The organism is Agrobacterium sp. 10MFCol1.1 (genome assembly GCF_000381165.1).
In the GTDB taxonomy this organism is placed as follows: domain Bacteria; phylum Pseudomonadota; class Alphaproteobacteria; order Rhizobiales; family Rhizobiaceae; genus Agrobacterium; species Agrobacterium tumefaciens.
This window is the reverse complement of record NZ_KB906073.1, coordinates 434,846-461,507: the sequence shown is the minus strand read 5'-3', so window position 1 is coordinate 461,507 and position 26,662 is coordinate 434,846. Positions and strand designations below refer to the sequence as shown.

25 protein-coding genes are annotated in these 26,662 nt (G+C 58.8%); 13 read left to right on the top strand and 12 right to left on the bottom strand.

The features are described from left to right. Positions 1-17 precede the first annotated feature (17 nt). A complete protein-coding gene (locus tag F617_RS0106840) occupies positions 18-1,250 on the bottom strand; it encodes an ROK family transcriptional regulator (RefSeq protein WP_019564851.1) in 1,233 nt (410 codons plus the stop codon). A 242-nt stretch (positions 1,251-1,492) separates the two neighbouring features. Here F617_RS0106840 and xylF point away from each other — a divergent pair, with 242 nt between their 5' ends. The 3 genes from xylF (at position 1,493) to F617_RS0106825 (ending at position 4,728) form a co-directional block, all read left to right on the top strand. Next, on the top strand, positions 1,493-2,533 hold the full coding sequence (gene xylF, locus F617_RS0106835) for a D-xylose ABC transporter substrate-binding protein (RefSeq protein WP_003511300.1): 1,041 nt from the start codon (positions 1,493-1,495) through the stop codon (positions 2,531-2,533). Positions 2,534-2,613: 80 nt separating this feature from the next. After that, positions 2,614-3,927: a sugar ABC transporter permease gene (locus tag F617_RS0106830; RefSeq protein ID WP_003511299.1), complete on the top strand. Its 1,314-nt coding sequence runs from the start codon at positions 2,614-2,616 to the stop codon at positions 3,925-3,927. Between the two features lie 18 nt (positions 3,928-3,945). Further along, on the top strand, positions 3,946-4,728 hold the full coding sequence (locus tag F617_RS0106825; RefSeq protein ID WP_019564850.1) for an ATP-binding cassette domain-containing protein: 783 nt from the start codon (positions 3,946-3,948) through the stop codon (positions 4,726-4,728). A gap of 200 nt (positions 4,729-4,928) precedes the next feature. On the opposite strand, the gene F617_RS0106820 is transcribed toward F617_RS0106825, so the two are convergent. From F617_RS0106820 to F617_RS0106790, 7 genes are all read right to left on the bottom strand, one after another. Further along, the gene (locus F617_RS0106820; protein WP_019564849.1) at positions 4,929-5,162 is read right to left on the bottom strand and encodes a hypothetical protein; all 234 of its coding nucleotides are present in this window, start codon (positions 5,160-5,162) and stop codon (positions 4,929-4,931) included. Positions 5,163-5,256: 94 nt separating this feature from the next. Then, a complete protein-coding gene (locus tag F617_RS0106815) occupies positions 5,257-5,694 on the bottom strand; it encodes a helix-turn-helix domain-containing protein (RefSeq protein WP_025595440.1) in 438 nt (145 codons plus the stop codon). A 69-nt stretch (positions 5,695-5,763) separates the two neighbouring features. Then, positions 5,764-6,969, bottom strand: coding sequence for a hypothetical protein (locus F617_RS0106810; RefSeq protein ID WP_019564848.1), 1,206 nt, complete (start codon positions 6,967-6,969; stop codon positions 5,764-5,766). Beyond that, on the bottom strand, positions 6,966-7,679 hold the full coding sequence (locus F617_RS0106805; protein ID WP_019564847.1) for a TfuA-like protein: 714 nt from the start codon (positions 7,677-7,679) through the stop codon (positions 6,966-6,968). The genes F617_RS0106810 and F617_RS0106805 overlap by 4 nt, the downstream gene beginning before the upstream one ends. Then, positions 7,679-8,875, bottom strand: coding sequence for a YcaO-like family protein (locus F617_RS0106800; protein WP_034501978.1), 1,197 nt, complete (start codon positions 8,873-8,875; stop codon positions 7,679-7,681). Before F617_RS0106800 ends, F617_RS0106805 begins: the two co-directional genes overlap by 1 nt. 37 nt (positions 8,876-8,912) lie before the next feature. Beyond that, on the bottom strand, positions 8,913-9,341 hold the full coding sequence (locus F617_RS0106795; RefSeq protein WP_003511290.1) for a hypothetical protein: 429 nt from the start codon (positions 9,339-9,341) through the stop codon (positions 8,913-8,915). A gap of 8 nt (positions 9,342-9,349) precedes the next feature. Continuing rightward, the gene (locus F617_RS0106790; RefSeq protein ID WP_019564845.1) at positions 9,350-11,302 is read right to left on the bottom strand and encodes a BTAD domain-containing putative transcriptional regulator; all 1,953 of its coding nucleotides are present in this window, start codon (positions 11,300-11,302) and stop codon (positions 9,350-9,352) included. A gap of 173 nt (positions 11,303-11,475) precedes the next feature. Between F617_RS0106790 and F617_RS0106785 the strand changes: the two genes are divergently transcribed. Both F617_RS0106785 and F617_RS0106780 read left to right on the top strand, forming a co-directional pair. Further along, complete coding sequence (locus F617_RS0106785) at positions 11,476-11,961, top strand: hypothetical protein (protein ID WP_003511288.1); 486 nt, start codon at positions 11,476-11,478, stop codon at positions 11,959-11,961. A 188-nt stretch (positions 11,962-12,149) separates the two neighbouring features. Next, positions 12,150-12,473, top strand: a complete 324-nt coding sequence (locus tag F617_RS0106780) for a hypothetical protein (protein WP_245260763.1) — start codon at positions 12,150-12,152, stop codon at positions 12,471-12,473. Between the two features lie 29 nt (positions 12,474-12,502). On the opposite strand, the gene F617_RS0106775 is transcribed toward F617_RS0106780, so the two are convergent. Further along, the gene (locus tag F617_RS0106775) at positions 12,503-13,642 is read right to left on the bottom strand and encodes an ROK family transcriptional regulator (RefSeq protein ID WP_019564843.1); all 1,140 of its coding nucleotides are present in this window, start codon (positions 13,640-13,642) and stop codon (positions 12,503-12,505) included. A gap of 94 nt (positions 13,643-13,736) precedes the next feature. On the opposite strand from F617_RS0106775, the gene F617_RS0106770 reads away from it, so the two are divergent. The 6 genes from F617_RS0106770 to F617_RS0106745 all read left to right on the top strand — a co-directional run bounded on the left by F617_RS0106770 (position 13,737) and on the right by F617_RS0106745 (position 19,973). Beyond that, the gene (locus F617_RS0106770) at positions 13,737-15,110 is read left to right on the top strand and encodes an ABC transporter substrate-binding protein (protein ID WP_019564842.1); all 1,374 of its coding nucleotides are present in this window, start codon (positions 13,737-13,739) and stop codon (positions 15,108-15,110) included. Positions 15,111-15,177: 67 nt separating this feature from the next. Beyond that, positions 15,178-16,089 (top strand): carbohydrate ABC transporter permease, encoded by a 912-nt coding sequence (locus F617_RS0106765; protein ID WP_019564841.1) that lies wholly within the window; start codon positions 15,178-15,180, stop codon positions 16,087-16,089. Continuing rightward, a complete protein-coding gene (locus F617_RS0106760) occupies positions 16,089-17,177 on the top strand; it encodes a carbohydrate ABC transporter permease (protein WP_019564840.1) in 1,089 nt (362 codons plus the stop codon). The genes F617_RS0106765 and F617_RS0106760 overlap by 1 nt, the downstream gene beginning before the upstream one ends. 5 nt (positions 17,178-17,182) lie before the next feature. After that, entirely contained in the window at positions 17,183-18,295 is a 1,113-nt protein-coding gene (locus tag F617_RS0106755; protein WP_019564839.1) for an ABC transporter ATP-binding protein, read from the top strand. 11 nt (positions 18,296-18,306) lie between these two features. Next, the gene (gene ugpQ, locus F617_RS0106750) at positions 18,307-19,032 is read left to right on the top strand and encodes a glycerophosphodiester phosphodiesterase (protein ID WP_019564838.1); all 726 of its coding nucleotides are present in this window, start codon (positions 18,307-18,309) and stop codon (positions 19,030-19,032) included. 26 nt (positions 19,033-19,058) lie between these two features. After that, complete coding sequence (locus tag F617_RS0106745) at positions 19,059-19,973, top strand: TIM barrel protein (RefSeq protein ID WP_003511278.1); 915 nt, start codon at positions 19,059-19,061, stop codon at positions 19,971-19,973. A gap of 78 nt (positions 19,974-20,051) precedes the next feature. Here the strand turns inward: F617_RS0106745 and F617_RS0106740 are convergent, their stop codons facing one another. After that, positions 20,052-21,449 (bottom strand): family 16 glycosylhydrolase, encoded by a 1,398-nt coding sequence (locus F617_RS0106740; RefSeq protein WP_019564837.1) that lies wholly within the window; start codon positions 21,447-21,449, stop codon positions 20,052-20,054. Positions 21,450-21,658: 209 nt separating this feature from the next. Here F617_RS0106740 and greA point away from each other — a divergent pair, with 209 nt between their 5' ends. Continuing rightward, positions 21,659-22,141, top strand: a complete 483-nt coding sequence (gene greA / locus F617_RS0106735; RefSeq protein WP_019564836.1) for a transcription elongation factor GreA — start codon at positions 21,659-21,661, stop codon at positions 22,139-22,141. 74 nt (positions 22,142-22,215) lie between these two features. Here the strand turns inward: greA and F617_RS28650 are convergent, their stop codons facing one another. After that, a complete protein-coding gene (locus F617_RS28650) occupies positions 22,216-23,598 on the bottom strand; it encodes an O-antigen ligase (RefSeq protein ID WP_019564835.1) in 1,383 nt (460 codons plus the stop codon). Positions 23,599-23,734: 136 nt separating this feature from the next. Further along, entirely contained in the window at positions 23,735-25,072 is a 1,338-nt protein-coding gene (locus F617_RS0106725) for an SGNH/GDSL hydrolase family protein (protein ID WP_026330709.1), read from the bottom strand. A 420-nt stretch (positions 25,073-25,492) separates the two neighbouring features. Here F617_RS0106725 and F617_RS0106720 point away from each other — a divergent pair, with 420 nt between their 5' ends. After that, complete coding sequence (locus F617_RS0106720) at positions 25,493-26,641, top strand: glycosyltransferase family 4 protein (RefSeq protein ID WP_026330708.1); 1,149 nt, start codon at positions 25,493-25,495, stop codon at positions 26,639-26,641. The last annotated feature ends 21 nt before the right edge of the window (positions 26,642-26,662 follow it).

Here is a 26,662-nt window from a genome sequence, read left to right as displayed (position 1 = left end):
TTTTACGAGTTGTCCCGTCAGTTCCCCGAGTTCCTTGCCGCTCTTTCAGGGCCATCGGCGCTCAATATATAGTCGTCGGCGGCGGACAGAGCGTGTTCCATATGCCCTTCGAACACCAGTTCCGGTTCGTTGGGCGCGATGCCGATTTTTGGCATTCCGCCGAAGCGTACCGACTGCGATTGCGCAAGGCCATCGTGAAGGCCGCTTTCCAGAAGATCGAAGTAGCGTGTGCCGGGGCCAGTGATGAAGACCGGCATATGGCCGTGGAGGCTGAACAGACGTGAAAGGCCGTTGCCGAGTGCAAGCCCGGCTGTGCGGAAGGCAAGCCGCGCCATGCGCCCGCCGGCGCGGGCGGAAGCGGCGATCTTGTCCACTTCGGCAATCGGCACGAATTTTGCCGGTTCCGCCTGCGGCGGGGCCTCGAATGCCGAACGCAGGATTGCATAAAACCCTGAATAGGCCTCGATACAGCCTCTGGTGCCGCAGCGGCAAAGGGCGCCATCGGCCAGATGCAGCATATGTCCGAAATTGGGGGCGCTAACCTCTATCCCGCCACCCGCGGCGCGGGCAATGCCGAGGCCAATGCTGTGGCCGAGCGATAGGGTGACAAGTGCCTCCGGTTTCGGGCCGTCCTTTGCCTGCTCCTGCATCCAGATGGCTTTTGCGGCCAGCAGCGTTTCGTTGTTCAGCGTCACGCGGATGCGGCCGTCCTGAGAAATGAGCTGCTGGAAATCTATCTTTTCGGTGCCGAGCACCGGCGACCAGACGAGCACCGCCGCTGCCGCGTCCACAAGCCCTTTGCTGCTGATCGACACTTGAAGAATGTCGTGCCGGTCGATGCGCGAACGGTCCGCAAGCCGTGCAAGGCCGGAGAGGATCGAGCCGCCGAATGACCCTTTTTCAGCCGTGATCCTCTGCTCGGTGAAGCGGTCCACCAGCTTGCCGGCATAGTCGACCAACGAATATTGCACGCTGTCGGACGAAATGATGACGATGGCGACGTGGCAGAAAGCACCATCAGGCCCAAAGAGGATGCGCGGCCGCCCGCGCCCGGCGGCGGCTAGCTGCTCTTTGCGCAGGATGAGGCCGGCCCGCTCGAGTTCCGTGGTGATTGCGGAAACGGTGGCGGAGGCAAGCCCGGTGAAGGAGGACATGTCCGTATGGGAGAGGCTGCCATGAAGGCGCAGCGCTGCCATCACCGACAGGCTGTTTTTCTGGCGCACCAGTTCCGTGCTTGCAATGGCGGACATGGGCTGGGGTATGCTCCCTGAACGGCTTTTTTCCTGTCGTGCTTATCCCCTCTGATGGCGCACGCCACGAGCAAGATCAAGGCACCCGGATGCTGCCCGCAGCCGTTGTTGACAGCATGGGGAATCTCTGACATTAATTTTCTCGACTGTCGAGAAAATTGTGAAATCACAGAGCCCGACAGCTTTTTCCGGGCGTTTTCCCTGCATGGAGGTGCAGGCTTCGCCCTTACCGGGAGGACATCATGAATTCGTTTGCCAAGCTTTTGGCGGGTACAGCTGTACTCGTTTCCCTGCACACCGCAGCCATTGCTGCTGATCTCGTCGTTGGCGTTTCCTGGTCCAATTTCCAGGAAGAGCGCTGGAAGACGGATGAGGCGGCAATCAAGGCAGCTCTCGACAAGGCCGGTGCGAAGTATATTTCCGCCGATGCGCAGTCGTCCGCCGCAAAACAGCTGACCGACGTGGAATCGCTGATTTCCCAGGGCGCCAATGCGCTGATCATTCTTGCGCAGGACAGCGACGCGATTGGCCCGGCCGTTGAAAAGGCCGTCGCTGAAGGTATTCCGGTGGTGGGTTACGACCGCCTGATCGAAAACAAGAACGCCTTCTACATCACCTTCGACAACAAGGAAGTCGGTCGCCTTCAGGCCGCCGAAGTCTTCAAGGTCAAGCCGGAAGGCAACTACGTCTTCATCAAGGGTTCTTCTTCCGATCCGAATGCGGACTTTCTTTTTGCCGGACAGCAGGAAGTTCTGAAGGCCGCTGTCGACGCGGGCAAGATCAAGAATGTCGGCGAAGCCTATACCGATGGCTGGAAGCCGGAAAATGCCCAGAAGAACATGGAGCAGTTCCTGACCAAGAATAACAACAAGGTCGATGCGGTCGTCGCCTCGAACGACGGAACGGCCGGTGGCGCAATTGCCGCTCTTGCCGCGCAGGGCCTCGCAGGTTCTGTTCCTGTATCCGGTCAGGATGCGGACTTCGCCGCGCTCAACCGCGTAGCGCTCGGCACGCAGACGGTATCTGTCTGGAAGGATAGCCGCGAACTCGGCAAGGAAGCTGCCGGCATCGCGCTGGAACTTGCGGGCGGCAAGAAGATGACGGAAATCAAGGGCGTTGCCGCTTTTGATGGCGGTCCGAAAAAAGTGACGATGCAGTCAGTCTTCCTCAAGCCCATCGCCATTACCAAGGACAATCTGAACGTCGTCATCGACGCCGGCTGGATCAAGAAGGAAACGGCCTGCCAGGGTGTAAAGGCCGGATCCGTCAAGGCCTGCAACTGAGACCGCTAGGTTGATGTTTGGGCGCCGCGCCACTGATACGTGGCGCGGCGCCTTTCAGATGTAAGGAGGACCGGCAGTCCATGGCCGACATGACACAATCCAATTCCACAGCGTCCCCCAAGACGGAAAAAACGGGCTCGATTTCGCGTTTCATAAGTGCCACGGAGCTTGATACCCGGCTGCTCGGCATGGTCGGCGCGCTTCTTCTGATCTGGATCGGTTTCCATATTCTTTCGGGCGGGCTGTTCCTGACGCCGAGAAACCTCTGGAACCTCTCCGTCCAGACCGCTTCGGTCGCGGTGATGGCGACAGGCATGGTGCTTGTCATCGTTACCCGCAACATCGATCTGTCGGTCGGGTCGATCCTCGGTTTTTCCGGGATGATCATGGGTGTCATGCAGGCGGAAATCCTGCCGCAGCTCCTCGGCTTTGAACATTGGGCGACATGGATCGTCACGCTTCTGGTCGGCATTCTCGTCGGCGGAGCGATCGGCATGCTGCAGGGCTCGATCATCGCTTTCCTGAACGTGCCGTCCTTCATCGTCACACTTGGTGGTCTGCTGGTCTGGCGCGGTGGCACATGGTTCGTCACCAGCGGCCGCACTGTGGCGCCGATGGATTCCACCTTCCGCCTGATGGGTGGCGGCACCAGCGGCTCGATCGGCGCGACATGGAGCTGGATCGCAGCCATTGTCGCCTGCGTCGCCATTGTCGCGGCAATCCTGAATTCGCGCCACCAGCGTCGCCGTTTCGGTTTTCCGCTGCGGCCCGTCTGGGCGGAATATTTCCTGGTGGCACTTGGCTGCGTCGTCGTCGTCGGTTTCGTGGCTGTCGTCAACAGCTATCCCTGGCCGGTCAACATTGCCCGCAACTATGCCGATGCCAATGGTATTACCTGGCCGGATGGTGGTCTGTTCATTCCGCACGGCATTGCCATTCCGGTGCTGATGGCGCTTGCCGTCGGTGCTGTCATGACCTTCATCGCGACGCGGCTGCGCTTCGGACGCTATGTGTTCGCAATCGGCGGCAACCCGGAGGCGGCGGAACTCGCCGGCATCAAGACCCGCTGGGTCACGGTCAAGATATTCACGCTGATGGGCGTTCTATGCGCCATCGCTGCGGCAATCTCGACTGCCCGCCTCAACGCGGCCACCAATGCCCAGGGTGAACTGGATGAACTTTATACGATCGCCGCGGCGGTCATCGGCGGCACGTCGCTTGCCGGCGGCGTCGGCACCATAGCGGGCGCGATGCTCGGCGCGCTCGTCATGCAATCGCTGCAATCCGGCATGGTGCTTGTGGGCATCGATACGCCCTTTCAGCGCATCGTCGTCGGTGTGGTTCTGGTCGTCGCCGTCTGGCTCGACACCATCTACCGCGCCCGCGCCAAGTAAGAACCGAGGAGAACCCCAATGACGGAACAAGTCACGCCCCTCGTGGAAATGCGCAATATTTCCATTTCCTTCGGTGGTATCCATGCGGTGGAAAACGCCTCTGTCGATCTTTTCCCAGGTGAGGTTGTGGCCCTTCTTGGCCACAACGGCGCCGGCAAATCGACGCTCATCAAGATATTGTCCGGTGCATACCGGCGGGATGGGGGCGAAATCCTCATCAACGGCGAGGATGTCGATATCCGCAATCCCCGCGACGCCAAGAAATACGGCATCGAAACCATCTACCAGACGCTGGCGGTGGCGGATAATGTCGATGCGGCGGCCAATCTTTATCTCGGCCGCGAGCTGAAGACGAAATGGGGAACATTGGATGATGTCGCCATGGAAGCTTCGGCCCGCGAGGTCATGGGGCGTCTCAACCCCAATTTCCGGCGGTTCAAGGAGCCGGTGAAGGCGCTTTCCGGTGGCCAGCGGCAGTCCGTGGCAATCGCCCGCGCCATTCTGTTCGATGCCCGCATCCTCATCATGGACGAACCGACGGCAGCACTCGGGCCGCAGGAAACGGCACAGGTCGGCGATCTCGTCAAGGAACTGAAACGGCAGGGCATCGGCATCTTCCTAATCAGCCACGATATCCATGATGTCTTCGATCTCGCCGACCGGGTGTTCGTCATGAAAAACGGCAAGGTGGTCGGCCATGCCCGCACGGAAGATGTGACGAAGGACGAGGTCCTCGGCATGATTATTCTGGGCAAGGTGCCGCCGGGTGCTGTGGCGGGTCCGGGCGCGGTCGTTGCCTGACGACAGAATTCTGTCGTCTTTACTTCCACTACAAATCGAGGCCCGGTAAAAACCGGGCCTCGACAAATGCTGGGAACAAAAGTTCTTGGAGTTGACTAAAAAATATATGCGTCCGGTGTGTTTCAGCCCAGCCGGAACCGCAGACGAAAAATGTCTGCGGCTCTGCGCAATTGCAGACGCGGTCGTTAAAAAGCGGTGTTTTAATGGAGTTCAGCGTGTGCGAAACCGCTGCCGTTCATTTCTGCGCCGGCCGGTAGCGAGCCATGCTGATTGATGTCCTGGGCCAGCGACAGCAATGCCATTTCCAGGAAATAGGTCGACATCCCCAGTTCCAGAGATTTGGAGCGCTGGCAAAGATAGGAAACCATCCGCCCGAGCGCCAGAATCTCGTCTGCATTGTCCTCTTCAAGTATTGCTGCGGTAGACGCCACCATGATTCCCTCTCGACAGTCGACAGTATGAAAACGCGTTGATCCCGCGTTGTTCATTTTCGACCACATCGAGCGTCACGCGAGCGTCACACCTGCGTCAATCGTCGCTCTTGTTTTCCGGCGCGCCGTTATTTTCCGCCGCTTCGGTAGCCGCAAGCGACGTCACGAGGGCAACGATGCTCTTGCGCACGGTTGCGCTCTTGATTCGGGCAAAGGCCTGATTGAGCGAAAATCCTTCATTCGACGCAACGAAAGACTGCATGGCATTGATCGTGCCAAGGGCGGGATTGGCGTTTCCAACATCCGGCGTCGCATTGGCGAACAAAGAGCTGACATCGACGCCGAGAACCGATGCAATGGCTTGCAAACGGGACGCGCCGACGCGATTGGCACCCTTTTCGTATTTCTGGACCTGCTGGAAGGTAATGCCCAACCGGCCCGCCAGCGCGCTTTGACTCATGCCGAGCGACTTGCGGCGCATTCGGATTTGTGTACCCACATGCACATCGATCGGGCTGGGTAGTTTGGCCTGCATCATGAACTCCTCCAGTTGTGAGGTTCTTAAATTGGATATTTATCAATTAATATTGTTGAAGGTAGACATTCAACACAATTTCCACGGGTATTGTGAGGTGTTACTGATAAAGTAAGGCTGTTTTCCGTCGGTATGCTGTGCTGGTTGACGGTTTATCACCTTTGTTGCACATCGCAATGCCCCGTTTCGGCTGGCAAAATGGCTCCAGCCGGCCACGCCGATGGCGTGAAAGCCCAGTCTTTCCCAAATTTTCCTGTTCTCTCGGTCGAAACCGTCGAGCGTTTCCGCATCACCGAAATGGGGAACCCAGACGAATGGCTTCTCTTGGTCGGAGCGCACGATATTTTCAACAAGCACGTTGTTATAAAGCCGAGGCAGGCATTTGTTGGTGTCGATGGCGGGTAAAACCGGAATGGGATTTCGCAGGATTGCGAAGCCCTGCTGTGCCAGCAATAGAACGGAGGCATCCAGTTTACGTTTCAAATCCATCGCATTACGGGCGTTGCATTCATGGGCCACCGGATCGGCAACCAGCAATAGCGGGTGGCCATCGCGTCTTAGACCTGTGACCGAAACGAACTGGTCGACGTGGAAACCGCATTGGTGGATTTTTCCGAAGGTGATCGCCGGAGGCGACGTGTTTGCCGAGGTAAGAGCGATTGAGGCCGAGGCATTGCCGAGGTCTTCCGGCCGATATCCGAAACTGCCCAGGGTTCTGTAGTCGAGTGCCTGAACCCGCTGCCATTGTTGCGGCCGTTCGGTTGCCGCATTGTTTGCCATACCCCTGTCGTCCTGCAGGCTGGAATGGCCCACCAATCGAAAGTCCGGCCCGACCAGCTGGTTACCGCCCGGCAAAGTGACATGCGAAGCGTTGGCGGCAAGCCCGAGACGATTGGCGAGCTCGCCAGTGACGGCGCTTTCCGATGCACAAAGCAGTTCGGTTGCGATCCCATCAGCAGTCCGAACGTGGAACACGTCCTGTATCCACGGGTGCGAAACGCTGCTGGTTGCATCGAGCGGTAACAGTTCTGCGGTGCAGGTGGCTGCCAGCCTGCTGAGCCAGCTTTCAGCGGAGGCGAGACAGGGGCCATCGATAAGAACAAGGGCCGTGACGTCGGAAGGCAGAGCCGAAAGCAGGTTTCCGATCGGGATGAGCGGAGAGACGCCCCCTTCAGCCCTGTCACCCGCAAAAAACGCGGCGGGCAAGGCAAGCGCGATTGTCCGGATCAGTCCTCCGCAGTCGGGCAGCAGAGACGGGTGCGGGGCAGCGGTCAAGACGCTTTTTCTCCCGCCGTCTGCCGCGTGGCCAATTGCTGGAAAAATACCGTGTTCTGTAATTTCCACGATTGCGGCGGCGGGGATGGCAATTCTCCGCTGCCAAGCAGGCCTAAAAGCCGGGCCGCATCGTTGCGTTTGGCGGAAACCGCGTTTCCGGCCAGAAAATTTGCGGTCTCGAGGTTGAGGTTTGCCTCAGTTGCCATTGCACGCCATGTCCTGCGGTTAAAATGCAGCTTGCGGGCGGCGTTCAGCAAGGCGTCGTGTTCCTCTGGGGCGATAGCGGCGCGACACGCTTCGAGCGTCGCTTCGGCATCGACAAGCGCGATTGTAAGCGGGCGGTAGTCGAGTTCGCCGGGCGCGTGGCTGACTGCCACATCGGCGTCGGAAAAACGCAGCCCGTCCCGATAGGCTTCAAAGATTTCGCCGATGCCGATCATGCCGAAGGCCGCGCATTCCGCCGCTCTTAGCGCGCCCATGCTGGCGGCACCGAGAACAGTGACGCCGCCTGACAGCGCGAACAGGATTTCCTTGTGCCACACGGCGGCGCAGTCACCGTAGAGGCCGTCGATCAGCCCGATTGTCCGGGCACCCTGCTTTACCGCGTCGAAAATGTCGCCGCAGGCAGCCGGGCCACGAAGATCGAGGCCGGAAATCTGCGCGGGTGCGATGCCGTGGATGGACGGGCCTGCAAAAACCACCGGCTTCATCAAAGGCCTCCGAGGTTCAGGAACCGGTCGAGCGTGCGCTGGGATATACGTTGAAGGCCACCACCGGCAGGGGTGAGGCCGCTTGCCAGAACCCGGACGACATGCAGACCGGATACGCCCGTTTCCAGCGCAAAGACATAGATGTCGTCGATCCCGGCGGCGAAAAGATGCTCTGCAAGCTGACGCCACGGCGGTAGAGCCGGATCGCTATTCGCAAAATCGAGACTGGCCGGGATCCGGTCCATTGGCCGCACCTCGGATGCCGCTGGTCCCGCCGCAAACATATCCCGCTGGTAGCGCAAAGGAGAGAGATCGTCCCTCGCGCCGCTGATGTCAGTCAGTCGCGACTGGATCGCCTCCAGCAGCGCGGCAATTGCCGCGTCATAGGTGCCAAACCGGCACGCTGCGCCGGCAGCGCTGCGGGTGGCAAGTCCGTCCTGCGCGTGGATTGACCGTGGCAGGCTCGCCATGACTACAGGCACGCCGAGCGTATTGGTGAGATCAAAGAAGCGGGGCGGCAGTCCGATATGTGAAAGGTGTTGAACAAGAGCATCGAAGGATGTGTCGACACCCATCGGCAACACGACCGGTTCCGGCGCGATATTGCGGGTTTCGAAGGTATCGACGAGAAAGCAGGCGTCGTTTTCGATGAGTTCGAGCAAGGCGTGCAGAACCGCGTGGTCATGGTCGAAACCCGCCGCAAGACCTTGCGAACTCATGAGAAAGGCCTGCCGGTCCCAGGGGAAATCCGCGCGAAAATCCATGCCCACCAGTTCATAGGGGGCAAAAACCTCCAGCTGCTGGCGTATGGATGTTCCCTTCACCCAGGCGCGTTCGTTTCGCAGATCAAGAGTGTCCGGGTCGACCCGGCCGATCGTTTCGAAAGGAACGAGAGGGGCGCCCTTGTCCCGCATCTCACGAATGGAGCCGAAAGTGGTGATATGTTTGCGGGTGTCTTCGGCGACGGCACCTTCGATCGCTTCCATGATCGCGGAAAGCCGTGCCTGCTCCGCGACAAGCCCCTTGCCCTGGGAGACCGACAGTCCGCGTGAATTGGGCCGCGTCGCGAACCAGACGGGTATGCCGATAATATCGAGACCGGTCACGTCTCCGACGCGGGTAATCCCGAACCGCCGAAGCAGTTCGGGATCGAAGAACGAAGCGTCCGGATGCCCTAAAGCCGCTGTCGCTGGAATATGTGCGCCGTCAGCGGTCAAGGCTGCGGGGGCGCAATCAAGGCGCCGCGTTGGTGTCGTCGGCAAGGATGGCGTCGAACAGTTCGCCGGTGACGGAACCTGCCGGGCCAACAGCCTTCAGGGCCGATTCGATCGGCGCCTGCACCATGCGGTTGAAATCCCAGCCGGCGTCGATCACTTCGCCGACAAAGGCGAAATCGGCCTCGGAAACGACAGCGCCGCCGGCGACGAGGGCTTCGATGCCCTGGATCTGGACCTGATCCAGCTCGTTTTCGGGCTGGCCGTCCTGACGAACGAGCATGGATTTTGCTGCCGCAGCAACGCGCGCGTAACCGTCCACACCGGGATGGCTGGCTTCATAGGCGGCAATCGTCTCATGCGAGACGGACGCAACCCTGAGCGGCGCCGTGCGAATGAAGAGAACGCCGAAACCCTTTTTTCCGACAATAAAGAAGTGCGAGGACATAATAACTCCTATTTGATCCCAGCTAATCGAAGTGCGTTATAGAATTTTTCATTCGCTACCGGGTCTCGGTCTGGGGACAGGCTGCTGATTTCCCTCGCCGTCATACCCGGATAGTTTTCCTGAAGCCTGCTGCCGGTTTCCCGGGCAGCGTCCAAATCACCGTGGAGCGCGTGGCTCGCGGTCAAGACGCGCAATGCCGGCTCGTCATTTTCCATGCGCGCGCACAGTTCTACTGCCGCGCCGTAATCCTCACGCTTGAACGCGATGCTGGCGCCCGCCCACCAGTAGATGTCGGGTGCGAGCGGATTGAGGTCGATGGCCTGCTGAAACTTTTCCCATGCGGTTTCGGCATCGCCGAAATGGGCGAGCGCATCGGCATGCTGGAGCAAAAGGTCGGCGGAGTTGGGCGCAAGCGCCTCCGCTTCGAAGAACCTTTCGGCGGATATGTCGAAATCCCGCTGGTAGAGCGCCACGACGGCGCACATCCAGTGGCCGACGCCAAGAGCGGGATCGATTTCGACGGAGGCGTCTGCCTCCGCCTTGGCGCGGTGCAGCAGGTGGGGGTCGTTGCCGCCCAGCATCAGCCATTCCAGCTGCAGGCTCTGCGCCACGCGGGCGCGGGCAACCGCCATGCTGTTATCCAGATCGACTGCCTTACGGAACATCGAGCGGGCTCTTCGAAGAAGCGGCAGGTCGCATTTGCCGCGCAGAAGCTGCTGGCCCTCCAGCAATTGCCGGTAGGCCTCGCCGCTGTGGTTGCGGTCTGGTTCCACCTGAAGCCGCTCGATCTCGCGGGCAAGCCCCGCGGCCACCTGTTTGGACAGCAGTCGAAAAGCGGCGTGAATATGCCGCGCGGTCAGCACAACCTCCAGCGACCAGACGATTTCTCCGGTCGCTTCCTCGATCAGCGCTACCGACATGCGGGCATCGTCGAAAACCGTGGAGACGATGCGGTAATCCGCCCGCAACATTGCATAACTGTCGTCGGTCCGGTCGTGTGTCGCTACAAAGGTGCTGTGCGTCGAAAGAACGGTGAAGGTCCGGTATCGAACGAGACTATTGGCGACATCCTCGACAAAGGCGCTCATCACCGGCGATACCGCAAGCCCGTCCACCCGCACCGGACGGCTGAAGGCGACGCGTGGTTTTGCCATCGGTTTTCGGCGGCTACCCTCATCCGGTTCGGCGGGGGATACTATCGTCGAGGCCAGACTTTGTATCCGCCGTCGAAGCGCCACTGTCTCGGCCTCCGGAGGTCGGTCCTCCTGGCGGAGCTGTTCCATCAGAAGCTGGAAAATTCCCTCGCAGGCGCTGGTGTTTCCCACCCGCGCATAGGCCGCCATGGCGGCGCGGTAGGTTTCCTCGCGCTCCGGCTCGATCTTCAGCGCGCATTCGGCAAGCGATGCGATGTTGTTCGAACTGGCGCGGCCGAACCGCGTCAACTCCTCCAGAAGCGGTGTATAGCTTGAAAAGAACAGGTCCTTGAGACGGCGTCGCTCAGACAGCAGCCAGAGATAAAGGTGGTCCTGCCCAGCCTCCAGCCCCTCCAGCAGATCGCCGCCGAATTCGAGCAGGGCTTGCAGCCTCTGCATCGGGTCTTCTGCTCTCGCGCCGGCAAGAAAGATCGCAAGGTCGGTCCGCTGCGCCAGCTTTCCGGCCTTCAGGTCGTTCCCTTCTGTCAGAAGGATGGCATCGTCATCGCTCGACAGCTTCTGGAGGCGCAGGATCAGCTGTCGCAAATTGCCGAGTGCCCTTTTTTGCTCGACGTTTTCCCATAACAGCGATGCGGCCTGCTGGCGGGAAAGGGACTGATTGGGAGCAAGGATCAGGGCGGCAGTGAGGGCAAAGCCCTTGGACGGGAAAAACGCTTGCCGCACCGCATCGCAGCGCGGGGTGCCAAAAAGCCGGATCGGTATCAGTTCAGCGTTCCCAGCCAATTTCGTTCCCTCATGAATCACCATCTAACAATGTGTCCGGGAAATTGAAAGTCATCATTGGCGTTCCATTTGACGCTGGTGTGACGCCGCTTGCCTATTGTCGTGAATAGAGGCGCGGGCGACGGGCGGAAAACAGCAATCATGCATCAGGCAGGCATCGGGAATTTTCGAAATTGATAGCGTTTAACGGAAGCTACATGGCGTTCGAGCCGCGTACTGAACCTTACCAGCGTGCCGACGACGTCGGTTATGCGGTGTGTGAGTTCATGTGGTTCAAAGGGCGCCCGTTCTATCCGGTCTCGGCGCTGGCCCATGCGAAGGTTGCCCATGCCAGACTGTCGGCATGCGACGACGAAGATGAGGACAATCTCGATATTATTTTCCGCATGCCATTTGCGGCCGGCGGGCATTTTTTCGAGATCGTGCTGCGCTCCAACGAAGGCACTGCTTACGGTGGCTGGCTGTGGGGAGAAGAGCTGGAAATACTTAACGAGGTCGTCAACGGCTATCGCGTTCTGGCGGGGAAGTTCGAAGACAGGCTGATCCGGTTTGAATATTCCAAGCGGTCTCATCGCTACCGGACAGCCGAACCGCTGCCGGTGGAGAAATCCGTCTTCCTGATCCAGCGGGAGGTAAGGCCTTACGCGGGAAGGCACGATTTGCCGGGAAGCCCGGCACGTTAATGGCGGGGCTGATGCCGATGCGTTTCCGGGGGAGCGCAAGAGCGTGGGGCGAGAAGGGGTTCAACTGGCGCGGCGCGTATTGCGCGCATCGCAAATATGCCCGGTAAAGCCAAGGCTTTGTCGGGAGCAGCAGGTGAATTTTTTTATTTTTATTGTGTGGAAGATTTGTGATGCCCAATGGAGGTAACATGCGTAACAGGCGGGTGTCATCACAGCTATTAGCGGTGAGTTGCGCCTCGGGTGACGACGTGCTTTCCCTTGACGGGAGCGCCAACGACGACCCGCGTCCATCAGTTGCGAACGACAGGCTTTATGTCGTGGGCGAGCCGGTTTCCAGGAAGGTGGTGAGATCTCGCCCGCCGGAGAACCGGGTTGAGGAAGAGGCTTTTCGCGTGGCGGAAATCAGCAATACCGTCATCGATGTCGATATCAGGCTTGCAAAATGGGCCTGGGCCGTGCTGGTGATAGCGCATTGCTGGCTGATCTATTTCATGGTGACCAATCTCGGCTGAGGCCTCCCCCGGGACATGCGCTCCGGCCTTTAACGCACTTCTCCGACGCCGTGCAGGATCATCGCCGCCGCACCGAAGGCCACGGGGTCTGTCGCAACCACATCCGGCAGCTGGATTTTCGGCTGTATCACCTTTGCGCCGTCGAACGGGTCCGAGCGTTCGTAATCCAGCCATTCCGCCAGCCGCTGTCGTACGATCCTTGGTAAGGTGCCACCAACAAAGATTGCCGTGGGCGCCAGAACGGCGCTGACAGCGAAGGCGAGGCGCGCAACCTCGGGTCCCGCCCGTTCCAGCCACGCCTCAAACACGGCGGAATTGCGCAAGAGGTAATCCGTCCAAACCTCGGGTGCGCGCCCCGAGGGTTTTTCTCCTACATGCTCCACGCACCATGCCGCCAGGTCTTCGAAGGAGGGCCGCGAAGTGCTGCGGCCGCGCAAGGCGCCGATCTCGCCGGCATTGCCGAGATAACCGCGATAAAGCTCATTTTTGATAATGATGCCGCCGCCGATCCCCTCGGACAGATAGAGATAAGCGAAATTTTCGTGTCCGTCCGCATTGCCAAGCGTCAGTTCACCCATGGCTGCGGCATTGGCATCATTTTCTATGATCACCGGACAACGCAGCGCCTCGCGCAGCATGGCGGAAAGGTCAGGCCCGGCCCAGGAAATAACCTCTTCGGCAAGATCGAGCGACATGGCTTCCTTGCGAAAGCGGGTCGGCATGGCAATGGCCGCGCCGATCAGTTGGCTCCTGTTGATTGCATTTTTCGTCAGTAGTTCTTCGGATCCGTCCTGAAGTGCCCGTTGGACATCGGAAAACGCGTCATAGGAGCCGCGCATCTGCAATTCTCCGACAATCTCTCCGCCGAAATTCAACAGCGTCAACATCACCGAATAACGGTTGGCGTGTGCACCAAGGGCGTAACCGACGGTTTTTTTGAGCGTGAGGTCGATATGGGGCGCGCCACGGCCTTCCTGCCGGCGTGCACCTTCCTCGATGATACCGCGCTCAAGCAGATTGCGCGTCATCATGCTCACGGCAGCCGGCGTTATGCTGCAATAGTCGGCAAGTTCGACCCGCGAGGCCGAACCCTTGCGCCTGATATATCCCAGAAGCGCGCCCTGTGTTGCGCCAATGCCTGCCAGCCCGCCCTGCCGTCTCTCAGTCAAAGTTTCACTCTCCCGCGCTTTACCTAGGGAAATGTCATGAAGCTGTTAATTAAGCAACTTAATTAAATAATCAGTTTCAACGGGAATGGATCACATGTTCAAGTCTCTCACCCTGATGGCCGCGGTTGCCCTCGGCGCGCTTTTGCCGGCTGTCGCCTTTGCCGAAGACATCAACATCAAGCTCTGGACGCTCGCCGACAAGAATGCGCCGGGCCGCGTCACCAACATCGAAGCTGCCGCCGGCATCATGAACGCGCAGTTCAAGGCAGCAGGCGTCGACAAACGCGTCGTCATCGACATCAACAACAGCGCCGTGCAGGGCTGGGACTCCTTCGCGCTCGATACGCTGAAGGCGTTTTCGGTGGGGCAGGGGCCGGATATCTACATCCTACCGCATGAATGGATCGGCCAGTTCGCGCAGGACGGCTATGCCATGCCGATGGAAGACAAGATCACCGCTGCTCCCTGGGTCTATGGCGATATCCTGCCGGTTCTGTGGAATTCGGCCAAGGCGACGGACGGAAAGATTTACGGCATTCCGCAGGACGCGGAAATCCGCATGTTCTTCTACAACAAGGACATGCTGCGCAAGATCGGCAAGGACGAAGCCTTCATCGAAGGCCTTCCGGCCAAGGTCGACGCCGGCGAATTCACGCTCGACGATCTGACGGCCCTGTCGAAGGAAGTGGTAGACGGCAAGGCCGCACAATACGGCATGCTGCACCGCCCGAATGTCGGTATCGACTATCTGATGGTGTTCCAGTCCTATGGCGTGAAGTTCATGGACGAAAAGACCGGCAAGCTGATGTTCCCCAAGGCCGAAATGGCCAAGGCGCTCGGCTGGTATGAGCGCAATGCCAAGGAAGGCGTGACGCCCGTCGACAATACCGCCATGAGCTGGGAGGCGATCCAGACGGCCTTCAAGCAGGAAAAGGCCTTCATCTTCCATCAGGGTGTCTGGGCGGTTGCCTGGCAGGTGGGTGACAAGAACGGCGCGACCTGGCCGACAGATGGCAAGGGATACTTCAACAAGATCGGCTGGATTTCCGCTCCGGCAGCCGAAAAAGGCGGCAAGCCGGCCAACCTGTCGCACCCGCTGCTCTACACCCTCAATCCGAAGAGTGCCAATGCCGATATCGCCGCCGATCTCGTGGCGCTTGCGACATTGCCCTATTTCAACAACGAACACGCCGTGACATCCTATCATACGGCCATCAGCAACGCCCAGACGGCCATGCCGAAATACCGCGATAACTGGGTACTCTCCGCTGCTTCGCCGATGATGAAATACGCGCAGTTCGTGCCCAACCACACCAAGTTCGGCAGCTACAACAAGGTGCTGTTCAGCGGTCTGCAAGCGGTTGAGACCGGCAAGATGACGGCCGCGCAGGCGGTCGATTTCATCGCCGACGAGCTTGAGCTGCAATTTGGCGCGGAGATCGAAATCCGCGACGCCGCAAGCAACTGAGTTTGCCCGAAACCATGCCGCCCGGTTCTGCCGGGCGGCTTTTCCGCGTTCCCACCGGTATATCGTAATGTCTCAATTTCAGCTTCGGGCGCGCCGCCCGGCCCGGCCGATCTTTTATCTGGCTCCGGCTCTCGCCTTGCTTGGCCTGTTCTTTCTTGCCCCGATCGTCGTCAATCTGGTGATCGCCTTTACCGACATGGGCGCAAACCTGAGGGTCGGCAAATTCACGGTCGAGAATTTCCAGCGCATGTTTCAGCGCGACGTGCGCCTGCCGATGGTGTTGCTGACGACGCTGATCTATGTCGGCGCAACGCTGTTCATCTTCAATATCGGGCTTGGCGCGCTTCTGGCCGTTACGACCACGGCGATACCGGACCGGCTAGGCAACTTCTTTCGCGGCCTCTGGCTGCTGCCGCGCATGAGCCCCGCCGTGCTTTACGGCGTGCTGTGGATATGGATCGCCGATCCGACGTCTTCCGGCCTGCTCAACCAGTTTCTTGGCGCGCTCGGCGCACCCGCTCTCAACCTGCGCAACGACTTTCCGCTGTTTCTGGTGGTGGTGGCGAACGGTGTCGTCGGCGCGTCTTTCGCCATGGTCATCCTCACATCGGCCATCCGCTCCATACCGTCGCATCTGGCCAATGCCGCGCGCGTCGATGGCGCCAGCGAATGGGGTGTGCTTCGCCATGTCGTCGCACCCGCGCTCTCGGCACCGATCCGTTTCATCACGCTCTATCAGGCGCTCTCACTGATGACGACCTATGAATATATCCTGCTCATCACCGGCGGTGGGCCTGTCTACGATTCCACGACCTATCCGCTTTATATCTACCGGCGCGCCTTTGAAAACGGTGCCTATGCCTATGGTGCTGCACTTGCGCTTGGCCTGATGGCGATAGGCGTTGCCATCACCCTCATTCAATGGCGCATCAGCAATATGCGCTCGACTTTTGCTCCCGCCAAAATCGAGGTGCTGTGATGACGCTCGCCCACACCCACTCACCTGCCCACAGCAGGCGTGCCCTTGATTTGAAGCCGGACTGGACGCGTCTTGAAAGGCGCAGCCTTGCCCATCGCGCCGGTTTCGTTCCCGTCATTCTTGTGTTCCTGACGGTGATTTCGGTTCCGGTTCTCCTGCCCTACCTGTGGCTGCTGGTGAAATCGCTCACGACTTCCGACGACAATCTCAGCCGACTTGTGCTGTGGCGCAGCGGCGCAATCGCCGCTTTTGCCTATGGCGGGGCGATAGCAGTTGCGCTGCTTTCTACGCGCCTGCGCAATCCCACGCTGCTGTGGCTGGCATTTGGCGCCGTGGTTGCAGCGCTCGTCTTCGTGCTGGTGCTGCCGCATCTGACTATCGACAACTACAGTTTCCTCTGGAGCCGTGACATCGAGAAAACCGGCACCACGCGCATGGCGCTGATGCCATCCGTCTGGACCGCCATGCGCAGTTCACTGCTGTTTGCCGCTTCCCAGACGCTGATCGTCGCGCTGGTCGCCACGCCGGCCGCCTATGCGCTGTCGCGCTTCACCTTCGCCGGGCGTGAAAACGTGCTGCGCGGGCTTTTGCTGCTGCATGCCTTTCCGGCGCTCGCGCTCACCGTCGCGATCTTCGTGCAACTGCATTACATGGGCCTGCTCAACAATCTCTTCGGCGTCGTGCTGGTCATGAGTGCGCTTGAGCTGCCGTTTGCAATTTTTGTTCTCAAGGGCTTTTTCGATAACGTTCCCTGGGACATCGAAATGAGCGCCGTCACCGATGGCGCGACCCGCTTCCAAGCCTTTCGCATGGTGGTTCTGCCGCAGGTAAGAAGCGGGCTGATCGCGGTTGCCACCTTCACCTTTCTGCGTGGCTGGGAAGAATATGTCTTCGTCCAGACCCTGCTCATCGAAAAAAGCCAGATGACGATGAGCCTCTATCTCTTCTTCGTGGCACAGGACAGCGCCGGCGTGAACTACGGCATGATCGCTGCCGTAGGCATCATCTATCTGTTGCCTGTGCTGATCATTTACATCTTCACGCAGAAATACATCACCCAGATGAGTTTCGGCGGGATCAAAGGATAATCGCCATGGCCAGGATCACCCTCGACAATGTCACCAAAAGCTGGGGCGACACCCGCGTTCTGCAACCGATGACCCTCTCCATCGAAGACGGCGAATTCGTCGCCGTTCTCGGCCCGTCCGGATGCGGAAAGTCGACCACGCTTTTCCTGCTCGCCGGGCTCTACGCGCCGACCGCGGGTCAGATTTCTTTCGACGGCCACAACGTCAATCGCATCGATGCGCGCGACCGCAATGTCGGTATCGTCTTCCAGTCTTATGCACTTTATCCCAACCTGACGGTGCGGCAGAACATCGCGTTTCCGCTGCGCTTCAAGAATGTTCCGCGTGAAGAAGCAGCGCGGCGGGTGGAGGAGGCGGCAAGCCTCGTGCAGATCAGCGCGTTGCTCGACCGACGGCCCTCGCAGCTTTCCGGCGGCCAGCAGCAGCGTGTGGCGCTTGCCCGCGCGCTGGTCAAGGAACCGAACATCCTGCTACTGGACGAGCCGCTTTCCAATCTCGATGCGACCCTGCGCATCACCATGCGCGCCGAGCTGAAAAGCCTGCAGAAGCGCCTGAAGATCACCACGCTGATCGTCACCCATGACCAGATCGAGGCGATCACCATGGCGGACAGGATCATTTGCATGAACAACGGCGCCATTGCCCAGATCGGCACGCCCGATGATCTTTATCGCAGGCCCGACAATCTGTTCGTGGCCGGTTTCATCGGCACGCCGCCAATGAATCTCTTGAAAGGATGGGCGCAGGGCGGGCAGTTGCAGATTGGCGATGCCCTGCTCGACCTTAATGCCCGCTGTGACGGCGAAGTCACCTTTGGCCTGCGCCCGGAAGATATCGCCCTCGTCACATCGTCCGAGGCGCGGCTTGAGGGGCAGGTTACCACGGTCGAGCCCATGGGCCGCGAGGTATTCTACACGATCGATACGCCTGCAGGCATGATCCACGCGCTGGAATATGGCGAGACGATACGCCACGCGCCGGGAGATCGTGTCGGGATCAGCTGCAAATCGGCGCTGACGCTCGTGTTCGATGCCGCCGGTAACCGCATCGCCGGGCTGCATGCCGATCTTTCCCACCATTCGACTATTCCGGCGCGTGAACCGGAAGCCGTAAACTGACAGGAATTTCCATGCCTAAAATCGTCTCCCATCGCGGTGCCAACCATTTTGCGCCCGAAAACACCTTCGCCGCCGCCGACCTCGCCTTGCAGCAGGGAGCGGATTACATCGAGCTTGACGTGCGCGAGAGCGCGGACGGCGTGCTTTATGTCTTTCACGACGAAACGCTGGATCGTACCACCAATGGCACGGGTCCCATCGGCCACATGCTGTCGAGCGAGATCGATGCGTTGGATGCCGGCAGCTGGTTCGGCGAAAACTTCAAGGGTGCGGCTGTACCGCGGCTCGATGCCTATCTCAGCCATTTGCGCGGCCGCTGCGGCGTCTATGTCGAGCTGAAATATTGCGATCCCGTCAAGGTGGCGGCACTGGTACGAAGCCTCGGCATGGTGCGTGATACCTTCTTTTTCTCGTTCTCCGAAGAAATGCGCCGGGGCCTGGCCGCCGCCGCGCCGGAATTCCGCAAGATGATGACGCTCGATATCGCCAAGTCGCCTTCGCTGGCTGCGGCTGTTCACCATGCCTCGATCATCGAGATCACACCTGCGCAGATGCGCAAGCCCGGCCTTGTCGCGGCATGCCGCAAGGCGGGTCTGGAAATCATGGTTTATTATGGCGGCGATGATGCCAACCTTCATAATGAGATCGCATTGGCCGGGGTAGACTACGTCAATATCGACCGCCCGGACCTGTTCGATACGGCGCGCCGCGCCGTACGGCAGCCTGAACTCGCATGACCTTCCTTACCCCTGGAGATGATGACATGAGCAATCTTATTGGAACCGGCTTCAACGCCAGCTCGGACGACGGTGAACTGGCCACACTCGAAAGCGATCTGCGTGCGCTTGCCGAAATTGGCTGCGACACCGTTGAAATCGCCGCAACGAGCCTTGATCTGATCGCAGGCGGTCGCATCATCGAGGAGCGCGCTCAACGGTTCGTGGCGCTCGCCAAAGAATTCGACTTCCGCTACACGGTGCACGGTCTTGTTTCGTCCAATTTCATGGACCCGGTAACGTGCCGCTACCAGATAGATGCAGCCAAGGCGCTGGCCGTCCTGTGCGATCGCATCGGCGCGGGCATCCTCGTTCAGCATGGTGGTGCCCTGCGTGCCGACCAGATCGCCGAGCGGGCCGATGCCGATGCCCGTGAGCGGGAGGCGCTTTTCGAGCTGGCGGAATTCTGCAAGCCCTATGGCGTGCGGGTCGCGCTTGAGAATATCTTCTCCACCGAACCCGGCCAATATCGCCAGACGCCTGCCGAGGTGGCCCAGACCGTTAAGGCCATCGGCCATGATAACGTCGTGGCGCTGATCGACTTTAGCCACGCCTATCTCGAATCCACCTATCGCGGGCTCGATTTCCGCGAGCAGCTTCGCGCCATGGCGCCGGTCGCCGGCCATCTGCATGTGCACGATTCCTTCGGCCGGCCGCAGGGCTTCTATCAGCCGTATTTCGACCAGGAAAATACCGCTCTCGGCATCGGCGATCTGCATATGCCGCTCGGCTGGGGAGATATCGACTGGCAGGGCATCTTCTCGGAGCTGACCTTCCTGCCGGATACTGTGCTGATGATGGAAATCGGCCGCCGCTACCGGGCCGAACAGCCCGCGAGCCTTGAAACGGCGCGTCATCTCATGTCGCTCTACACTGAGCGGATGCAGATCGCGGCTGAATGACTGAACTGAACAAGGCCCAGCCGACAGGCTGAGGTCTGAGGCGCCGGCAGTTCTGAACGCAACTGCCGGCGTTTTTCGTTACGCGGCCCAGTCGGAAAGCGAATAGGCTTTGATGTAATCGATCATCATCTGCGAACCGTCGCTGAAATCAGCCGCCGACGGCGTTCCTGCCATGCCGCCGACAGCAAGATTGACGACCATATACATGGGGTCGTGCATGTCATCAGGCGTATCCGTCTGCGCCACGGCGACGTCGTCGAAATACCAGGTAATATGTTCCGCATCCCACAACACGCCATATGTGTGGAAACCTTCCGTGCTCGGCACGCTGACATTGTTTATGACTGATGTCTGTTCTCCCGTTGCATTGGAGTGGGTGGACATGATCAGCGTATTGGGGTTTTGCCCACGCATCTCCACGACATCGAGTTCCGGTGGCCAGGAGCCGTCCTCAGGCAAAAGCCAGAAGGCCGGCCAAGCGCCCCGGTCGGTCGGCATGTCGGCGCGCATTTCGAAATAACCATAGGTCTGGCTGAACGACGAATAGGTGTTCAGCATACCCGAGGTATAATCATAGCCCTCAACCTCGTTGGCGATCGATTGCGGGGTTTCCGCGGCGGTGATAGTCAGGACACCGTTGTTGATGCTGAAGGGATTGACCTCTGATGTGCCGGCATAAGCGGGGTTGATGTACCATTGCGCCTCGCCATTCGTCGTCAGCGAGCTTCCCTTTTCCGGTGCCCACCAATATTTGGCATCCCAAGTCCCCTGATCGCCGCTGCGAAGTGAAAGTGCATCGAATTCGTCGGCAAAGGTCTGGGTGAGGGATGATCGGTCGAGGCTGAGCTCGAACTGGTCGGCCTGAAGATCGTCGATGGTCGTTCCGGCAAGAGCGACGGCCTCGCCGTTGGCGAAGTTCAGCCAGAGATTATCGCCCTGTTGGGTGGCATTGCTGACGAGCTGCTCGAAGGATGTGATGCCGTAACCGTTAAGCCGGATCGTGTCGTTGGCGCTGAAATCCATGATGAGATCGGTGCCGTTGCCGCTCGTAAAAACGAATGTATCCGCACCGCCACCGCCGATCAGCACGTCGTTACCGCCCCCACCATCAATGGTCTGGCTGCCCGATCCGCCGGTTATGATGTTGTCCAGCTCATTTCCGAAGGCATAACGACCATCTCCGGTTACCCGCAGGTTTTCGAAATTGTCGGGCAGGGTATAACTCATCCAGGTGTCGATGGTGTCGATACCCTCCCCGGCATTTTCGACGGCACGGTTGATACTGGAATAGAGGTAATAAATATCGTCGCCCGTGCCGCCCGCCATTGTCACATCGACGGAACTGTCGCCCCACATGGAATCATTGCCGGCAGTGCCTGTCAGCAGCGGTCCGGAACCCGTGGCGGAAAAAAATCCGGTGGAATTGTCGCTGTAGTAGAGTGTGTCTCCAAGCGCATTCAATACTGTCCGGGCCATTGACCGTCTCCTGTCCGTTAGCGTTGGCTTTCTCACTCCTCTTGGGCAATACCCTAACAGGGCGAAAAGCCTCCTGTTAGAGCCAGAAATGAGGGGTACATGGGCGGTTTCCGTGGTGCACGCTATTGCAGCATTGCAATGGGCGGTGGCAGGATTGGACGGCAAGGGAGATGCTCAAAGCGGCATCTCATGGGAATGGAGTGCCAGAATTGAGTGTAGCCTTTACCAAGGAAGATAGTGCCGAAACCGCAGCCGAAACGGTTCTGCCGGACCGGGTGATTTCGCCTCATCCAAATCTGGTGACGGAGGCTGGGCTGAAAGCGCTGGAGCAGCAGCTGCAATTGGCGCGCGAAGCCTGCGAAACGGCCAATGCCGTCGAAGACGTCAATGAAAGACGTCGGCTTTCGGCCAATCCTCTGCGGGACATTCGGTATTTCGCGGAGCGCGTTCGCACCGCCCAGCTGATGCCGAGCCCTCCTGCTGATGGCACCGTTGCCTTCGGCAGCGTGGTAACATTCAGCCGTGATGACGGGAGGACGCAACGGTTCCGGATCGTAGGCGAGGATGAAGCCGATCCGGCCACTGGATCGATGTCTTATGTCTCCCCGGTCGCAGGAGTGTTGATGGGAAAATCTGCCGGTGATGTTGTCAGCCTGGGTGGCAAAGAGATTGAAATCATCGAAGTGACCTAAAGCGCCCACTTGAAAACGGAACAAATTTTGGCAGCAAGGATGTGCGGTTTGGAGCGAGAGAACCTCACCGTAATTTACGCCGGCCGTGCCGTCGCCAAAGCGTCCTCTTCTGCCATTCCAGCCATCCTCATCATCGTATTTTTCAGAAAGAACCTGAAATCCAGATCAATGAAAGTATAGGCGAGTACGAGCCCCATATAGGCCATGAAAACGGGATTGAAATTCAGCTCTTCAAATTGATAGACGATAACGATTCCGATCGCCGAATAGGCGAAGAAACCGACTTTTCGTTTCCGGAGGATCGCGTAAACAAGCGCGAAGGCGCTGAGAAGGCCAAATCCTATGCCGGATGCATAGGCCGTGGCGAGAAAGCCATTATGCGGCGTTCCGATCCTCGATATTCTCGACAGTTCTTCGTATCGAGCGGTAAAACCAATGCCTAAAGGGTGATGGAGCATCACCTGAAAGCCGCCAGTGAGCGTATCCCAGCGTTCCTGCGCATTGTTGCTGCTGTTGCTGTCCTCTAGAAACCGTTTTGAAAAGATCTGTTCTGCAAAATCGAAAGCGCCCAATGGCAAAACAGCTGCGATGACAAGGGCGGACAAGGCAAAACCAAAATAGGTGCTGAGCAGCATTTTGATGGAAAAATTTCTGATGTAGAAATAGACCCCGATCGCAAGAACCGCAAATACTCCGGACCGGTTGAGAGTAAGTGTGAAGCTGGCCAGATAGACCAGCAAAAATACGGCAAACAGCGCGGGACGTTTTTGCCTTTCGGCAAGATAGGCGACTGCCGCACCCGCCAACGCAAAGGCAGGTCCGGCTGTGTTGCCCACCGGCCAGATTCCACCCGCTTTTTCGACACGCAAAAGCAACGGGCTCAATTCGCCTTTTGCCGCAGCTGCCAGCACGGCGGTTTCATCGAACATGAAAGAGAGGCCAAGGGAGGCGAGCTGGTCGTGAATGACGATGTCCAGAAAAAGCAGGATCGTCACCGCGATGAAGCCGGCGAAGATGCCCCAGCAGAACAGTTCGAGAAGGCTCTCCTTAAACAGCATATAGGCAAAAAACAGAAAATAGACCGCGTAAAAATATGCCATCGCGGTGGTGTAAAATTCACCTTCGCCACGTTCGTCGGCAAAAACAGCCGATAGTGCAAAAAAAATGGTTAGCGGAACGAGATAAAGCAGGATGATCGAGGGCGTCAGACAGCGAATGTAAAGCAGGGCAATAACGGGTAGCGTCATCAGGACAAGCATGTCGGTGATGTTGAGGAAGCGCAGGCCCAGATTGCTGGTCAGCACATTGCATTGAATGAAAAAGCCAATGGAAAAAACGAATATCGCCAGAAAGAGACCGGGCACCTGTATGGTTTTTGAAGGATAAAGAGGCATCGCCAAAACGAAACCCGGCAACGGGGATTGATGCGATGCCGCCATATTTGTGCTTCTGGTCATTCCCGGCCTGTATCCTTCACTGGCGGACCTTGGTGCGGCCCTGTGGGAGAGGACGTCATCACCATGAGGCGACAGGGTGATGACGATGAATAGTGGTCTTGATGACGTTGCCGCGCAAGACAATTTTCTAAGGTTTTCAGTCGCTCAGATTGCCTTTTGGTAGAGCGCCCTCAACGGCGATCACCCGCTGGATGTAGAGCGGTTCGTTGGAAACCGGTGCGCTCATGCCGAATGCCGGCATGATCCTCACATAGAAACCGTATCCGCTGGGGCTGATATCCGGGTCGATGGTGATCTCGTTGGCTATGGCCCACATCCAGCCGCTATTGTCGAGGGCATTCGCACCACCGAATTGCAGGGCGGAGCAGCTTATCGTCCGGACCGCGCCGCCGCTTTTCGTAATCAGTGTGACATAGGGCGCACGCTGCCCCTCGCTATTTTTGTAAAGCACCGCGAAGGAGACGGTTCTGCCAATCATCGCGGCTGCCTCTGCATTGCGGAAATAACGAAACAGCGCGGCTGACTGGCTGCCGTTTGCACGCAGATCCAGGCTGTAAGCGAAGGCCGGAGAAAAGGTCACTGCGGCGGTTTTGCCGGCAGAGGCCGGCGCGGTGAGATTCCAACCCGCTGGAGCGGACCCGGTCCAATCGGTGAAATCGCCGTTGACGATAAGATTGGCGGCGGGAAGTTTCGGCCAACAAGGTGTCTGAAAGACGTTATCGGGCGCCGATGCCAGATAACAACTGAACAAGGTTCGGGCGATGAGCTGAGATCCGGCATCGTTCGGATGGACGTTGTCGCGGTAAAGCGCATGGTCCTTGCCTCTCGCTACAAATGACGCGTGTGTATCCACCAGCGTGAGGCCCGGGTGCGCTCGGGCAAGGTCAAGGATCGCATTATAGACCTTGTCGTAACCGGTGCTATCGCGCCAGGGGTTCTGGGTGGTGATGAGTTGGGGGGCACCCGGCCATTGCCACTCCATCATGCCAAGCGGTCCGAGCAGGGCGGCTCGTCCGGAGCTTAGGATACCACCCGGTGTCTCGAAACTCTGCATATTATGCCCATGATGCGTGATGCACAGGTCGGGACGCGGAATCTTCAACGCCGCCGCGCGCTGGTCCGCGAGCATGTAACCGGCCATGCCGCCGGGCAGTGCCGCAAGATAGACCGTGAGCGTTGGTCCAATGCCTGCGCGCAGCGTAACCGAATCCGCATAGGCCTTTGGCCCGGTGGGGGCGTTTGTCTGCCATTCTGCCCAGCGGTGCAGCACAACCCTTGTGTCATGCAGATCGCCGAGCATCATGGCGAACTGCTGGAATGGTCCGGCATCGGCATAGGCGGTGCTGTCACCATTCACGAAGATCGTGGCATTCTGACCCGCAGTCAAACGCGCGCGCAAGGGTGAGAGCGCGTTCAGGGAAGGGACCATGGTGGGGATGTTTCGGGGGGTGATGCCGAGCGATACGCCGATCATGCCGGCACCTCTTCCGTTCCGGTCATATATATGCATATGTTGCGTTTGAGCGGTGTCATCATTCGTTCTCCTGGTCTGGCCCTAGGATAACTCCGCCGAAAGGCCGGGGGACAAAACGCAGGAAACGGGACGGCGAAAAGCAGTAAAATTATACGTCACGAATTTTTCTTCGATTTCTTTTAAAATATATAGATAGAATATTTTTCTTTTAATTTACGTATATCGGATTTTTATCCACATAAAGGTTTGAATGTTATTTTTTCTAACCACAATCAAGCATTGTTGTTCTTATACTGAAATTGCCGGTGAAAATATCCCTGGCGCTGGCAAGTGCACTCGTCATTTTCACGGGCTGTCCATTCATGCCCGCAATTTAGGGCAATGGCAACTTGGGTGCTCTGGTACTTCACAGGTGATGTCATGACATCCGCTCTATTTGTCAGTCACACAGGAGAGAAGGGTGGCGCCGAGCTTTTTCTGACGGACCTCGTCAAGGCCGGACCGCATTCCTGGCGAGCTTGTTTTCTCAGTGGCGGTGGTGCTGCTGATGATCTGGCAGCGGCCGGGAGGCCTCCGGTCATGTTATCCGCTGGCGAAAAAATGCTGTCGATCCGCCGTGACTCACCGTTTGGCGCAATGCTGCGTGGCGCGGCCGATGTTGTCGCCGTCGCTTGGCAATTGAGCCAGCAGGCGAGACATTACGACGTGATCTGCGCCAATTCGCAGAAGGCGCTGTTCGTTTGCGCGCTTGCCGCGAAACTCAGCCGCCGCCCACTTGTCTGGGTTTTGCACGATATAGTCACCGATCCCGCATTCAGCTCCGCCAATCGCCATGCCTCGCTGGCATTCGCGCGCCTTTTCGCAAGGCTGGTGGCCGTCAATTCGCAGGAAACCGGCCGGGCTTTCGTTGAAGCCGGCGGGCAGGCAGAAAAGGTCCGCATCGTTTATAACGGCTTCGACCCCGCAAAGGCTGTGGCCCACGATCCCGGCAGAGCTGCGCGGTTGCGTACGGAATTGGGCCTTGGTCCTGAACCGCTTGTCGGATTGTTCGGCCGGCTGAGCGAATGGAAGGGGCAGCACGTCTTTCTGGACGCGATCGCGGCGATGGATGGCGTTCAGGCCGTCATCGTTGGCGGAGCGCTATTCGGGCAGGACGCCTATGAGACGCGCATTCGCGAGCAGGCATCCCGTCTCGGTCTGGATGGTCGTGTCCGCTTCCTCGGTTTCCGGTCGGATGTACCAGAGCTGATGGCATCGATGGATGCCGTTGCCCACACCTCTGTTGTCGCCGAACCGTTCGGGCGGGTGGTGGTGGAGGCCATGATGTGCGGGCGGCCGGTTGTCGCTACACGCGGTGGTGGGGTTACCGAAATCATTAGGGACGGCGAAACGGGTCTTCTGGTGCCGCCGGGCGACGCATCGGCGCTTGCGGCAGCACTAGGCTGCATCCTGTCGCAGCCGGCTCTGGCGGAAAGGCTGGCGCAGCAGGGCCGCGAGGATGTGAGCCGGCGTTTTTCGCTGGAGGAGACCTGCCGGTCCGTTTCCGCTTTGCTGTCTGAAGCAGTGTGAGGGGCCTCTTGGCGATCAATT